General features: G+C 67.0%; 11 protein-coding genes. 5 read left to right on the forward strand and 6 right to left on the reverse strand.

Annotated features, from left to right (window positions below; translation table 11 throughout):
* The first annotated feature begins 8 nt into the window (after positions 1-8).
* Positions 9-1046 (forward strand): DNA polymerase III subunit delta, encoded by a 1038-nt coding sequence (holA, locus tag AB0N61_RS04510; RefSeq protein WP_363362076.1) that lies wholly within the window; start codon positions 9-11, stop codon positions 1044-1046.
* A 139-nt stretch (positions 1047-1185) separates the two neighbouring features.
* Here holA and rpsT read toward each other — a convergent pair whose 3' ends face one another.
* Entirely contained in the window at positions 1186-1446 is a 261-nt protein-coding gene (rpsT, locus tag AB0N61_RS04515) for a 30S ribosomal protein S20 (protein WP_167942713.1), read from the reverse strand.
* 235 nt (positions 1447-1681) lie between these two features.
* Here rpsT and AB0N61_RS04520 point away from each other — a divergent pair, with 235 nt between their 5' ends.
* Entirely contained in the window at positions 1682-2947 is a 1266-nt protein-coding gene (locus AB0N61_RS04520; RefSeq protein ID WP_363362078.1) for an MFS transporter, read from the forward strand.
* On the opposite strand, the gene AB0N61_RS04525 is transcribed toward AB0N61_RS04520, so the two are convergent.
* The 5 genes from AB0N61_RS04525 to AB0N61_RS04545 form a co-directional block, all read right to left on the reverse strand.
* Complete coding sequence (locus tag AB0N61_RS04525; protein ID WP_363362080.1) at positions 2898-3665, reverse strand: alpha/beta fold hydrolase; 768 nt, start codon at positions 3663-3665, stop codon at positions 2898-2900. The two genes, AB0N61_RS04520 and AB0N61_RS04525, sit on opposite strands and share 50 nt — an antisense overlap.
* 84 nt (positions 3666-3749) lie before the next feature.
* Positions 3750-5462 (reverse strand): ABC transporter family substrate-binding protein, encoded by a 1713-nt coding sequence (locus tag AB0N61_RS04530; protein ID WP_167942716.1) that lies wholly within the window; start codon positions 5460-5462, stop codon positions 3750-3752.
* 117 nt (positions 5463-5579) lie between these two features.
* On the reverse strand, positions 5580-7511 hold the full coding sequence (locus AB0N61_RS04535) for an ABC transporter ATP-binding protein (RefSeq protein WP_363362081.1): 1932 nt from the start codon (positions 7509-7511) through the stop codon (positions 5580-5582).
* Complete coding sequence (locus AB0N61_RS04540) at positions 7508-8431, reverse strand: ABC transporter permease subunit (RefSeq protein WP_185274835.1); 924 nt, start codon at positions 8429-8431, stop codon at positions 7508-7510. Before AB0N61_RS04540 ends, AB0N61_RS04535 begins: the two co-directional genes overlap by 4 nt.
* The gene (locus AB0N61_RS04545) at positions 8431-9414 is read right to left on the reverse strand and encodes an ABC transporter permease (protein WP_167942718.1); all 984 of its coding nucleotides are present in this window, start codon (positions 9412-9414) and stop codon (positions 8431-8433) included. Before AB0N61_RS04545 ends, AB0N61_RS04540 begins: the two co-directional genes overlap by 1 nt.
* 240 nt (positions 9415-9654) lie before the next feature.
* Between AB0N61_RS04545 and lepA the strand changes: the two genes are divergently transcribed.
* The 3 genes from lepA to hemW are packed head-to-tail and all read left to right on the forward strand — an operon-like array spanning position 9655 to position 13444.
* A complete protein-coding gene (gene lepA / locus AB0N61_RS04550; protein WP_167942719.1) occupies positions 9655-11508 on the forward strand; it encodes a translation elongation factor 4 in 1854 nt (617 codons plus the stop codon).
* A 48-nt stretch (positions 11509-11556) separates the two neighbouring features.
* Positions 11557-12210 (forward strand): DUF1990 family protein, encoded by a 654-nt coding sequence (locus AB0N61_RS04555; protein WP_053096528.1) that lies wholly within the window; start codon positions 11557-11559, stop codon positions 12208-12210.
* A gap of 16 nt (positions 12211-12226) precedes the next feature.
* Positions 12227-13444 carry a radical SAM family heme chaperone HemW gene (gene hemW / locus AB0N61_RS04560; RefSeq protein WP_363362084.1) on the forward strand — a complete coding sequence of 406 codons (1218 nt, stop codon included), beginning with the start codon at positions 12227-12229 and terminating at the stop codon, positions 13442-13444.
* The last annotated feature ends 44 nt before the right edge of the window (positions 13445-13488 follow it).

Here is a 13488-nt window from a genome sequence, read left to right on the forward strand (position 1 = left end):
CTGGAGGCATGGCCGCTTCTCGTACTCCCTCCCGCGGCGGAGCCAAGGCAGCCAAGGTCCCGCAGGTGTCGTGGCGCGATCCGCGCCCCGCGCCGGTCGTGCTCGTATTCGGTCCGGAGGAGGTCTGCGCAGAGCGCGCGATCGCGGGCGTCCGCGACTACCTGCGGACGGAAGACCCCGCGCTCGAGGTCACGGATGTCCGCGCTGACGACTACGCGCCCGGCACACTCCTGTCGCTGACGTCGCCCTCGTTGTTCGGCGAACCCCGTCTGGTGCGCGTCTCCGGAGTGGAGAAGTGTTCGGACGCCTTCCTGCAGGAGGCCGTGGCCTACCTGGACCACCCTCAAGAGGGCGCAACCGTCATCCTCCGCCATACCGGGGCCAGTGTCCGAGGCAAGAAGCTGCTCGATGCGCTGCGCGCCGGCACGGGTGACGGCATCGAGATCCCGTGTCCGGCCATCAAGCGCGACGGTGACCGTGTCGACTTCGCCGCGGGGGAGTTCTCTGCGGCGAAGAAGCGGATCGCCTCGCCTGCGCTGCGTGCCCTGGTCTCGGCCTTCGCCGACGACCTCACCGAGCTCGCGGCGGCATGTCAGCAGCTGATCGGCGACGTCGAGGGCGACGTGACGGAAGAGGTCGTCACCAGGTACTACGGTGGGCGGGTCGAGGTGTCCGCGTTCGTCGTGGCAGACACGGCGATCGCCGGACGCTATGGAGAGGCCCTCGTCGCCCTGCGCCACGCGCTCGCCTCCGGCGCCGATCCCGTGCCGATGGTCGCGGCATTCGCCATGAAACTGCGCACGATGGCGCGCGTCGCCGGAAATCGCGAACCCAGCCGTCAGCTCGCGCAGCGGTTGGGCATGAAGGACTGGCAGGTCGACCGGGCCCGGCGCGACCTCGCCGGGTGGAACGAGCGTTCGCTGGGCATGGCCATCCAGGCGACAGCGCGCGCCGATGCCGAGGTCAAGGGCGCCGCCCGCGACCCGATCTTCGCGCTCGAGCGGATGCTCACCGTCATCGCCACCCGTCAGCCGTTCGGCGAGTGAGCGCCGTCTGAGGCGCTCACTCGCCCGGGTCAGCTGACCGCGCCCCCACGAGGATGTCGCGCGCCTGTGGCGGAGACGCGAAAGAGCCCGCCCCGCGAACGGGACGGGCTCTTGTCACACCGTCAGGCGTGGAATCGGCTCAGAGAGCGGAGACCTGCTTGGCGATGGAGGACTTGCGGTTCGCAGCCTGGTTCTGGTGGATGACACCCTTGCTGACGGCCTTGTCGAGCTTGCGGGAGGCGGCCTTCAGAGCAGCCTCGGCTGCAGCCTTGTCACCGGAGACGACAGCAGCGCGGGTCGCGCGGATGTGCGTCTTGAGCTCGCTCTTCACGGCCTTGTTGCGCTCGTGAGCCTTCTCGTTGGTCTTGTTGCGCTTGATCTGCGACTTGATGTTTGCCACGTGTGGACGCTTTCTGTACGGAGTTGTTAGGAATGCCGGCAGAAGAAGAGGGCTTCCACACGGCGGTCGTGAGGGAAGAACCCACACGCAAGCCAAGAACCAACTCTACCAGCATCCGGGCGGTTCACCCTAAACGAGGGCGGTGTCCTCGTGGGTGATGCGGCATCCGTGCCCCCGGGTGCACAATCATCAGTATCCCGACAGTCGCGTCGCGACCTCGACGTTAAGGAGCGCCATGAGCCCCTCCCTCCCATCCGGCTCACCGGCGTTCGCTCTCGGCAGGGTCGGACCGCGGTGGATGACCGTGTTTACGCTCGCCTGGCTGGCGATCTGGACCGTGCAGCTCACTCCGGTGCAGTTGCTCCTCCCGTTGCAGCTGAACACGTCGGACGAGGACTGGATCCCCGGCGTCATCTCGTCCGGGCTCGTGCTCGGGATCGGCGGACTCGCAGGGATCGTCGCGGGCCCGCTGGCCGGGACGCTGTCCGATCGCGCGGGCATCGGGCGTCGGCGTCGCCGACCGTGGGCGATCGGTGGCGTGCTCGTCACAGCACTCTTCCTGGTCGTCACGGGATTCAGCGAGGGACCGTGGGCTGTCGGCGGGGCGTGGGTCGGCGTGTCGATCGGCGTCGCGGTGTCGTCCGCGGCGTTCACCGCACTGATCGCCGACCAGCTCCCGGTGACCCAGCGCGGGGCGGCGTCCGCCGCAGTCGGCTCCAGTCAGGCGGTCGGCATCGTGCTCGGCGTCGGACTCGTGGTGCTCCTCGGGCTCGGCATCCGCGAGGGCTACCTGCTGCTCGCCGCCATCATCGCGATCGTCGGCATCAGCGCGGCGCTCCTGCTGCCCGACCCTCTCGCGGCCGTCGAGGCGGCTCCGACCCAGCGCGACGGTCATCTGCTGGCATCGCTGCGCGATCGGGACTTCGCGTGGATGCTGTCGGGCCGGCTCGTGACCAACATCGGCAATGCGCTCGGCACCGCGCTGTTCCTCTTCTTCCTGCTCCATGGTCTGCACCAGGAGACGACGGTCGCGCAGGACAACCTGCTGCTGCTGATCGTGGTCTACACGCTGTTCGTGGTGCTCGCCTCGGTGTTCACCGGGGTGCTCTCCGACCGCACCGGCAACAGGCGCTCCCTCACGATCCTCGCCACCCTCGTGCAGGCTGCCTCCGGCGTCGTGATCGCCGTCGTGCCGACCTTCGAGGCGACGATGGTCGCTGCCGCGCTGATGGGGCTCGGCTACGGTGCGTTCTCCACGGTCGGACTCGCCTTCGCCGCCGATCTCCTTCCCGGTGAGTCCGACCATGCTCGCGACCTCGGCATCGTCTACGTCACGGCTGCCCTCGGCCAGCTGATCGGTCCGGTGCTCGGGGCGGGGCTCGTCGCGCTCGTCGGGGGATTCTGGTTGGTGTTCGCGGCCGCCGCCGTGCTGTCGCTCGTCGGCGGGGCGCTCACGGCCCTGGCGAAGCAGCCGGCGCCGGATCCACTGCCGCAGTCGTAGCCCCGGATTCGACGGTCGCGACGGCCAGACGCAGAACGGCGTTGAAGATCTGCGGACGCATCGCCGTGACGAGGTGTGTGGTGCGCGGAACGACGATGAGCTCGGCGTGCGGTGCGAGCCGTCGGAAGAGTGCTTCGTTCACCCGCAGCTGATCCCACTGGCCGTTCACGAACCACAGCGGCACGCGGATGCGGGCGACTGCTGTCGCGAGGTCGAGCGTCGCGAGCGTCCGCAGCGCTGTGTCCTGGGTGTCCAGCGCGTAGCCGCCGGCGGCGAAGTCCGAGCGCGTCTCTTCGGGGATCGTCGCCTCGAGGATGCGCTTCGTGATCCACATCCCTCGATCGGGCAGCCGATCGACGGCGCGCGCGATGGCGCGGTAGGCCGCGAGGCCGGCACCTCGGGGGAGTGAGGTGCACGAGGCGGCGACGAGCCCGGCGACCCTCGGGGCTTCCGCTCCTCCCACGTAGGCGAGTGACAGCAGGCCGCCCATCGAGTGCCCGACGAGCAGCACGGGCCCTCGCGTCGCGGCGTCGCGCACGGCGGCATCGATCGTATGGAGAGCCTCGTGCAACGTGAAGTCCTCGTCCATCCGAGCGCCGTGCCCGGGAAGATCGACAGCCACCGCGCCGATGCCCTGTTCTTCGAGGAAGAGGAGCTGCGACCGCCACATCGTCGCGGACGTGCGGATGCCGTGCACGAAGACGATCTGGACGCTCACGCGTTCAGCATAGAGAAAAGGCGGGGCCGGTGGATGAACCACCGACCCCGCCGCGAAGCTCTGACGAGTCAGGCTCCGAAGGGTTTACTTCTCGTATCCCACGTTCTCGACGGGCGTGATGCCGAAGAGGTCGAGACCCACGTAGGGCTCAGGCGTGAGGTTGGCGAGGCCTTCCTTGACGGTCCAGATCTCCGGGCCGTTGAGGACCGGGATGATGCCCCAGGTCTTCGCGAAGATCTCGGACTCCATCTCCATGGCCTTCTTGGTCTGCTCGACCGGGTCGGAGATCGTCTCGAGGTCCTCGTGGATCATCTTGTCGATCTCCTCGGTGCCGGTGCCCGACAGGTTCAGGCCGCTGTCCGAGCAGTACAGCTGGCAGAACCAGGCGGCACCGAACGGGTCGGACGACGTGAAGTTGAGGAAGAAGATGTCACCGTTCTGCGTGGTGTAGTCCTCGGCGAAGTCAGCGGACGGACGGGTGTCGATCGTCACCTCGACGCCGACCTCCTTCAGCTGAGCCTGCACGGCGAGCGAACGCGCGCGGGCGGTCTCGGTGTCGGAGTGGACCGGGAAGACGAGCGACAGACGCTCGCCGTCCTTCTCGCGGATGCCGTCGGCACCGGGGACCCAGCCGGCCTCATCGAGGAGCTTGTTGGCGCCCTCGGTGTCGCCGTCCTTGCGTCCCGCCTCTTCCAGCGCGTTGACGTAGTCCGGCTGGAACGAGAACAGCGTGAGCGAGCCTGCGGGCGGCTCCGTGTAGTTGAGGCCGTTGAACACGATGTCCTTGACCTGCTCGATGCTGATCGCCTCGAAGACGGCCTTGCGGACGTCGAGGTCTGCCAGCACGGGGTTGCTCGAGTTCAGCGTGAAGATCGCGTTCGCGGTCGCCTGACCCTTGTAGGTCTTGACGCCCTCGAGGCCCTCGACCTGTGCGAGCAGCTCGGCGCTGCCGGTCTCGGCCATGTCGACCTCGCCGTTGCGCAGAGCGTTGACCGCAGCGGTCGGCTCCATCTGGATGAAGGAGACCTTGTCGAGCAGCGGAGCGTTGCCCCACCACTTCTCGTTGGGGACGAGCGTCACGACGCCGCCGGTCTTGTCGAAGTTGTCGATCGTGTACGGGCCTGCGCCCCACTCCGGGTGCCAGTCGCCCAGGAACGCGGTGTTGAAGAGCTCAGGCGTGTTGACCGCGGGGTGCAGAAGCTGCGAGTAGACCATCTCGGGCCAGGCGAACTCGCCCTTGAAGGTGACGATGACATCGCGGTCGTTCTCGCCGGCCTCGACGGACTCGATCTCCTTCCAGCCGTCGGTGGCGTTGGGCTGGTATTCCTCGTTCTCGCCGTTGTTGGCTTCCCAGGTGGCCTTGAACGCGGTGACGTCGATCGGCGTGCCGTCGTTCCAGACCGCCTTCTCGTTGACCTTGAAGTGCAGGACGGTCTTGCCGTCTTCGACACCGAAGGAGTAGTCGTCGAGGTAGGCGTCGTTCTTCTTGACCGTGCCGTCGGGATCCATGAGCAGGATCTGCGGGCGGAACCACGTGCCGACCTGGGTGACGCGAGCGTCGCCGTCGCTGTGGAAGTAGTTCAGCTGCTCGGCGATGTTCGAGATCGGGATGCGGAGTTCGCCACCCTCTGCGAGGTTCTCGCGGGGCTGCGGGTTGTAGTCCGCGCCCTCGACCGTCTGCGCTTCGCCTTCACCGCTGTCGCCGCCGCCGTTGCCTGCCGGTGCACACCCGCTCATGACGAGTGCGAAGGCGGCGCCGAGAGCAGCGATGCCCATCAGCTTCTGATGCCGTTTCATGGTACTCCTTAGTGCCTGTCGGCCTTACTTGGGATAGGGGCAGACTAACCCCGCATATCGGAGGCGAAACCCCTGCGACACAGAACCGTTATCGGACTGTGCACATCGGAATTCGCCTCAGCTGACGGCGACCGCCTCGGCGTCGAATCCCTCGACGGGCAGGATGATCCGCTCGCGCGTGCGCTCGATGTCGGGGTCGGGAATCGGGATGGCCGACAGCAGTGCCTTGGTGTACGGATGCTGCGGATCGTCGAACACCTGATCGACGTCGCCGTGCTCGACGAACGAGCCCTTGTACATGACGGCCACCCGGTCGGCGATGTGGCGCACCACGGCGAGGTCGTGTGCGACGAACAGGTACGACAGGCCGAGCTTGGCCTTCAGCTCGTCGAGCAGGTTGATCACGCCGGCCTGGATCGACACGTCGAGAGCGGACACCGGCTCGTCGAGCACGACGATCTTCGGGTTCGTCGACAGCGCCCGGGCGATGCCGATGCGCTGACGCTGGCCGCCCGAGAACGCCTGCGGGAAGCGATCGCTGTGCGCAGGGTCGAGTCCGACGAGCCCCATGAGCTCCTCGACGCGGTCGAAGACGTCGTCCTTGCTCATGCCGATCGCGAACATCGGCTCGGCGATGATGTCCCAGACCGTCATGCGAGGGTCGAGCGCCCCCATCGGATCCTGGAACACGATCTGGAGGTCGCGCCGGAGCCGGCGCTCCTCCGCCCGATTCTTGATGTCGGAGACGCTCGTGCCGCCGATCCTGATGTCGCCGTCCTCCTGCTCCACCAGGTCCATGATCTGCAGCAGGGTCGTGGTCTTGCCGCTGCCCGACTCGCCGACGATCGCCAGCGTCTCGCCCTGGCGGATGTCGAAGCTGATCCCCTTGACCGCTCGCACCTCGCCGACCTTGCGCTTGAAGAAGGCTCCCTTCATGAGAGGGAACGTCTTGTTGAGGTTGATCGCTTCGAGCGTGATCGGGCGGTCCTCACGCGGAACCTTCGCGAGGGTGCTCTCGGGGATCACCGGGATCGGGAACACCGGCAGGCCGCCGATCCTGCCGTCGTCATCGATGTCGTCCGCCCGGATGCAGGCGACGGAGTGGTCGGAATGGCCGCCGGTCGAGATCGGCAGCAGATCGGGCTCCCGCTCACGACACGCGTCGATGGCGATGGGACACCGGGCCGCGAACGGGCACGCATCCGGCAGATCGATGAGCAGGGGCGGGTTGCCCTTGATCGGGATCAGCGGCACCTTCTCGGTCTTGTCGACGCGGGGGATCGCGCCGAGCAGACCGATCGAGTACGGCATCCGCGTGCGGTAGAAGAGCTCGCGCACGGGGGCGTGCTCGACGGGCTTGCCCGCATACATCACGAGCACGTCGTCGGCGGTCTTCGCGACCACGCCCATGTCGTGGGTGATGATGATCATCGCGGCGCCGGTCTCCTGCTGAGCCTTCTCCATGAGCTCGAGGATCTGCGCCTGGATGGTGACGTCGAGCGCGGTCGTCGGCTCGTCGGCGATGATCAGCTTCGGGTTGTTCGCCATGGCGATCGCGATCACGACGCGCTGACGCATGCCGCCCGAGAACTCGTGCGGGAACGCCTTCATGCGACGCTCCGCCTCGGGGATGCCGACGAGGTTCAGCAGCTCGACGGAGCGATCCCAGGCATCCTTCCTCGACAGCTTGCGGTGCACGGTGAGCGCCTCGATGAGCTGGTCGCCGATCGTGAACACGGGCGTGAGCGAGGTGAGCGGGTCTTGGAAGACCATCGCCATGCCGTTGCCGCGGATCACCGAGAGCTGCTTGTCGGACTTGCCGAGCAGCTCCTGACCGTCATAGACGATGGAGCCGGTGACCTTGGCGTTCTCATCGAGCAGGCCCATGATCGCGAGCGACGTGACCGACTTGCCCGAGCCGGACTCGCCGACGATGCCGAGGGTCTTGCCCTCTTCGAGGTCGAACGAGACGCCGCGGACGGCATCCACCCGACCCGCCTCGGACGGGAAGCTCACCTTGAGGTCGCGGACGGACAGGACAGTACTCATGCGCGACCTCCAGCCGCCGAGGTCGGATCGAGGGCGTCGCGCAGACCGTCGGCGATGAGCGCCATCGAGACGGTCAGCAGCGTCAGCGCCGCCGCGGGGAAGTAGAACAGCCACGGAGCGCTGACGAGCGTGCTCGAGCCGTAGCCGATCAGGGCGCCGAGCGACACGTCGGGCAGCTTCACGCCGAATCCGAGGAACGAGAGCGCGGTCTCGGTGAGCACCGCAGACACGACGCCGAGCGTGAAGTTGATCACGAGCAGCGAGCCGATGTTCGGCAGCATGTGCCTGACGACGATGCGCATGCCGGAGAGGCCCGCGTAGCGGGCCGCGTGGACGTACTCGCGCTCGCGGATCGAGAGCGACAGCGTCCAGATGATGCGCGCGGGGAAGAACCAGCCGACGACGAAGATCATGACCAGGGAGATGACGAGCCAGTTTCCGCCGGCGTCGTTCGAGATCATCGCGAGGATCAGGAAGTTCGGGACCACCATCATGAAGTGGATGATGGCGAGCATGACCCGCTCGTACCGGCCGCGGAAGTAGGCGGAGGTGGCGCCGACGAGCGCCGACACGACGGTGGTGCCGACCGCCACGAGCGCGGCGATCATCATCGAGCGCTGCAGTCCGACGGCGACCTGCGCGAAGTTGTCGTTGCCCGAACCGTTGGTGCCGAACCAGTGCTCGGCCGACGGCGGCTGACGGAGGGCCAGGAAGTCCAGGTCGGTGTGCGAATACGGCGAGATCAGCGGACCGACGATCGCGAAGAGCACCAGCAGCACCAGGACGACGATGCCGAGCAGCGCCCCGCGGTTGCGCATGAAACGACGCGTGTAGAGCGTCAGCATCGAGGTCCGCTTGCGGCTCTTGGGCTGCTCGGGCTCGGCGATCTCGGGGGAGACCCCGATGGCTTCCAGGGACATCAGCTCACCCGCACTCTCGGATCGAGGACCACGACCGCGACGTCCGCGAGGATCGCCCCGATCGCCGTCATCAGGGCGCCGAACGCCGCGACCGCGACGACGCCGTGAATGTCGTTGTTGTTGAGGGTCTGGATGAAGTAGCGACCCATTCCGTTCCAGTTGAAGATCGTCTCGGTCAGCACGGCGCCGGTGAAGACAGCGGGGATCGTGAACGCGACCTGCGTCGTGACGGGGATGAGCGAGGTGCGAAGCGCGTGCTTGCGGATCGCCTGCTGCTTGGTCAGACCCTTCGCCCGTGCGGTGCGCACATAGTCGGCCTTGATGTTGTCGAGCAGCAGAGAGCGCTGCAGGAAGTGGATCGACGCGTAGCCCGTGAGCACGAGGGCCAATGTGGGGAGCGTCAGGTGTTGCAGCACATCTATGAGGACGGGGAAGAAGCCCTCGACCCCCTGACTGGACGATCCCGTCACGTAGAAGACAGTCGTGCCGACGGCGTTGTTGAAGTTGATGGCGAGAAGGACGAGGGCGAAGCCCGCGACGACCGTCGGGATGTTCATCGTGATGATGCTGGTGCCCTGTCCGATGCGGTCGGCGAGCTTGTACTGTCGCGATGCGGTGTACACACCGAGCGCGATGCCGAGGATCGTCGTGATGATGGTCGCGCCCAGGACCAGCTCCGCACTGACCCACATCCGGTACGCGACCTGCTCGTTGACGGATTCGCCCGTCGGGCTGAGACCCCAGTTCCAGTGGAAGAGGATGTTGGAGAACCAGGTCCACCAGCGCTCGATGAGCGGTACGGACTCGCTCAGGTTGCGGGGGCGGAGGAGATTGTCGATCTGCTCGGGCGAGAGCGGAGGCCGGCGCCCGACGTAGTTGTTCTCGGGATCGAGATACAGCCACGCGAGGAAGTACGTGATGTTCGTCGCGATGACGATCATCAGCACCCATCCCAGCAGGCGGCGCAACAGATACTTGATCAAGGTGTTGAGTCTTTCTCTTTTACAGACGCGCGCGGGATCCGCCGACGCAACGCTGAGCCGGGAAGACAGTCAATCACCATCAGCCGATCTGCGCGACACGACGCCTGCACTTGGTCTGTGACGGAGTCTTATCGCTCACGGGATCCGGTGTCACGGATGGCTCCCGGGCAACCTCGGCAGAATATCACCGGATCGGGCGAAGTGAGCATAAGTCTCGCCTCACCGTAGAATCGACGGGACATGTCACCACGCGCCCTCACTCCGCTCCAGCCTGCCGCGACGCCTTCGGCGCAGATCCGCAACTTCTGCATCATCGCGCACATCGACCACGGCAAGTCGACCCTCGCCGACCGCATGCTCCAGATCACCGGCGTGGTCTCGGACCGTGACATGCGCGCGCAGTATCTCGACCGCATGGACATCGAGCGCGAGCGCGGCATCACCATCAAGAGCCAGGCCGTGCGGATGCCGTGGGAGATCGAGGGGGAGACCTTCGCTCTCAACATGATCGACACGCCCGGTCACGTCGACTTCACCTATGAGGTGTCGCGCTCTCTCGCCGCCTGCGAGGGGGCGATCCTGCTCGTCGACGCAGCCCAGGGCATCGAGGCCCAGACACTGGCGAACCTGTACCTGGCGCTCGAGAACGACCTGCACATCATCCCGGTGCTGAACAAGATCGACCTGCCGGCCGCTGATCCGGAGAAGTACGCCAAGGAACTCGCATCCCTCATCGGCGGCAAGCCGGAGGACGTGCTGCGCGTCTCGGGCAAGACCGGCGTCGGCGTCGAAGAGCTGCTCGACCGCCTGGTCAAGGAGATCCCCGCGCCGGTCGGCGACGCCGACGCCCCGGCCCGCGCGATGATCTTCGACTCCGTCTACGACGCCTACCGCGGGGTCGTCACCTACGTCCGAATGGTCGACGGCAGCCTCTCGCCGCGCGAGCGCATCCAGATGATGTCGACCGGCGCCACCCACGATGCGCTCGAGATCGGCGTGTCGAGCCCGGAGCCCATCCCGACGAACGGACTCGGTGTCGGTGAGGTCGGCTACCTCATCACCGGCGTGAAGGATGTGCGCCTGTCGAAGGTCGGTGACACGATCACGGCGGCTCGCAAGCCCGCGGCCGAGGCGCTGGCGGGCTACACCGACCCGAAGCCGATGGTCTTCTCCGGCATCTATCCGATCGACGGCAGCGATTACGCCGAGCTCCGTGAGGCTCTCGACAAGCTCAAGCTGTCGGACGCGTCGCTGCAGTACGAGCCCGAGACCTCCGTCGCGCTCGGCTTCGGATTCCGCTGCGGCTTCCTCGGGCTCCTGCACCTCGAGATCATCACCGAGCGCCTCGAGCGCGAGTTCGGTCTCGACCTCATCACCACCGCACCGAGCGTGATCTACGAGGTCCTCACCAGCGACACCGGTGAGACCGTCACGGTCACCAACCCCAGCGAGTACCCGGACGGCCGCATCGGCTCGGTCTCGGAGCCCATGGTGAAGACGGCCATCCTGCTGCCGAAGGACTACGTGGGCACCGTGATGGAGCTCTGCCAGTCGCGTCGCGGAACGCTGCTCGGCATGGAGTACTTCTCGGAGGAGCGCGTCGAGCTGCGCTACATGATGCCGCTCGGCGAGATCGTGTTCGACTTCTTCGATCAGCTCAAGTCGAAGACGCAGGGCTACGCGTCACTCGACTACGAGCCGGCCGGCCAGCAGGAAGCGGACCTCGTGAAGGTCGACATCCTGCTGCAGGGAGACAAGGTCGACGCGTTCAGCTCGATCGTGCACCGAGACAAGGCCTACGCCTACGGAACGCTCATGACCGAGCGACTGCGCAAGCTCATCCCTCGGCAGAACTTCGAGGTGCCGATCCAGGCCGCCATCGGCGCCAGGATCATCGCCCGCGAGACGATCAGGGCGCTGCGCAAGGACGTTCTCGCCAAGTGCTACGGCGGTGACATCAGCCGCAAGCGCAAGCTCCTCGAGAAGCAGAAAGAGGGCAAGAAGCGCATGAAGATGGTGGGCCGCGTGGAGGTGCCGCAGGAGGCGTTCATCGCGGCACTCTCGGGCGACGTCGAGGGCAAGGACAAGAAGTAGCCATCCGTCAGGGTGGCCGTCCAGGAAACGGGAAGTAGGCTGGAAATCATGCGGCGCGGGACTTTCCGAGACGACACGGTGGACTATGCGGCCGTGGGGGCTACCCACGCGCCCGATCTGATGCAGTACCCGCCGGAGCGCAGCATCCCGGCGGAGAACTCGTGGCGGATCGGCAGCGGTCACGACCGCTTCCAGTCCGCAGGCGAAGCGCTGCTCACCTGGACCGCGCAGCGCGCGGCAGGACTCAGCATCGAGGACGTGCGTCCTGCGCCCGGTCCCGCCTACGCCGGTGTCAGCTTCGACGCCGAGGGCACCCCGATCGCCCCGAGCAAGAACGACGTCGAGCAGCGCTTCGACGCAGAGGGAACGCCCTTCGCCGGCCCGGGCATGACGCTGCGTCTGCACGGGCGTGTCGCCGGGATGCGGGCGGATGCCGAGCTGCGCGTGATCTCCGTGACCGAGGAGAAGCGCCGGATCGGATTCGTGCTGGGCACCGTCGGAGGCTCGGTGGTGCGTGGCGAGGAGTCCTTCGACATCGACTGGCGTGAGGACAACGACGAGGTGTGGTTCTCGGTGCGTGCGTTCGACGCGCCGAACTCCCTGCTCTACCGGGTCGTCCCGCCGCTCGTGAAGCGCCGTCGCCGGGAGCTGTTCGCGCGGTACCTTCGTGCGATCTCGCCGCTGTACGCGACGCCGGTCTGATGTCCGCGTCTCTCTGATGGCAGGTCCCCTTCCCCTCGGCGATCCGGCACCGGCAGACGGTCGTCTGCCTTCGGATCTGTCGATCGACCCCGCCGTGCCCTTCTCGGCATATCTGCACGTCCCCTTCTGTCGTGTGCGCTGCGGCTACTGCGACTTCAACACCTACACCTCCGGAGAGCTCCGCGGCGCGAAGCAGGAGGACTACGCCTCGACGCTCCTCACAGAGATCGACCTCGCCAGGCGGGTGCTCGCAGACGCGGGTGCGCTGCGACCGATGGACACCGTGTTCTTCGGCGGCGGCACGCCGACGCTGCTGCCGGCCGGCGACCTGGCCCGGATGCTGGATGCCGCGATCGATGCGTTCGGTCTCGTCGACGGTGCCGAGATCACGGTCGAGGCCAACCCCGACACGGTCACGCCCGAGGTCGCCCGGACCCTTGCGGATGCCGGTGTCACGCGGCTGTCGATAGGCATGCAGTCTGCAGTCCCGCATGTGCTCGCGGCGCTCGACCGCACTCACCGACCCGAGAACGTGACGACGGCCGTCGCTGCCGCGAAGGACGCCGGCCTCGCGGTCAGCGTGGACCTCATCTACGGAGCACCGGGCGAATCGCTGGCTGATTGGGAGGCGTCGCTCGATGCGGCGCTCGCTCTCGAATCCGACCACGTCTCGGCCTACGCCCTGATCATCGAGGACGGCACGAAGCTCGCGCGGCAGATCCGCCGAGGCGAGGTCCCGGCGCCGGACGACGACCTGCAGGCCGACATGTACGAGCTGGCGGACGCGCGTCTCGCTGCAGCGGGATTCGACTGGTACGAGATCAGCAACTGGTCGCGCGGCCCGGAGCAGCGCTCGCGACACAACCTCGCCTACTGGCGGGGGAATGACTGGTGGGGTTTCGGCCCCGGTGCGCACAGCCATGTCTCGGGTCTGCGGTGGTGGAACGTCAAGCACCCGGCCGCCTACGCGCAGCGCCTCGTCGCGTCCGAGTCGCCTGCCGCCGGCACGGAGAGGCCCGACGCCCAGTCGACCATGCTCGAGCGCATCCTGCTGCTCAGCCGCATCCGCGAGGGCATCGCCGTCGACGACCTCGCCGCCGACAAGAGACAGCGCGTGGCGGGTCTGATCGCTGACGGCCTGGTCGACCCGACCGCCGCGGTGCGCGGACGTGTGCAGCTCACACTGCGCGGACGCCTCCTCGCCGACGCCGTCGTGCGCGAGCTGACGGACTGATCGGCCACCACCGGGCTCCTCGCCGTGCGGCATCAGCGCGTCGT

Origin of the sequence: Microbacterium sp. NPDC089320 (assembly GCF_040684875.1) — a bacterium.
Taxonomy (GTDB): Bacteria; Actinomycetota; Actinomycetes; order Actinomycetales; family Microbacteriaceae; genus Microbacterium.